Origin of the sequence: Acinetobacter sp. ANC5681 (assembly GCF_023488045.1) — a bacterium.
GTDB lineage: Bacteria > Pseudomonadota > Gammaproteobacteria > Pseudomonadales > Moraxellaceae > Acinetobacter.
Map to the genome: position 1 here is coordinate 1 of NZ_JAMFKZ010000082.1, position 670 is coordinate 670.

Consider the following 670-nt stretch of genomic DNA (forward strand, 5'->3'; position numbering starts at 1 on the left):
TGGGGCTTTGGTTTGTGCTTCTCGTATTTACGGCATGTTGAGAGTTGCTGCTGGAATCACAAGCGGGTTTACCGCATTTACTGTGAGTTGGCACTGAATCTGCGTATTAAACCGAGAAGAAGACTAAAACGGCATGCGCCTGAACCATTGAAAGAACCAATCCGAGAAAATCAGGTTTGGTCATTAGATTTTATGCATGATCAGCTTTCCGATGGTCGCAAGTTTCGATTATTGAATGTGATTGATGATTACCGCCGCGAAGGCCTAGCCATTGAAGCAGGGTTCTCATTGCCCACAATCAGGGTTATTCGTACGTTGAATCAATTGCTGGAGTGGAGAGAAAAACCGTTAGTGATCCGATGCGATAATGGTCCCGAATTTATCAGTCACGAATTTGTGCGCTGGGCTACTGAGCACGGTATTCGTATTGAATATATTCAACCGGGTAAGCCACAGCAGAATGCGTATATTGAACGCTATAATCGGACCATACGTTATAGTTGGCTGAGCAAGCATTTATTTGATACTTTGGATGAAGTACAAGATTATGCAACAAACTGGTTGTGGCATTACAACCATGAAAGACCACATCAAGCTAACAAAGGAAAGCCACCTCTAATGGCTGCTTAACCTCTACTTTTAACTTCGGTTATTTATGGGAGGATTACCA

General features: G+C 43.1%; 1 protein-coding gene. It reads left to right on the plus strand.

Annotated features, from left to right (window positions below):
* Positions 1-630, plus strand: a 630-nt coding sequence (locus M5121_RS15825; protein WP_249571708.1) for an IS3 family transposase, incomplete at its 5' end; no start/stop codon positions are given.
* Positions 631-670 lie beyond the last annotated feature (40 nt).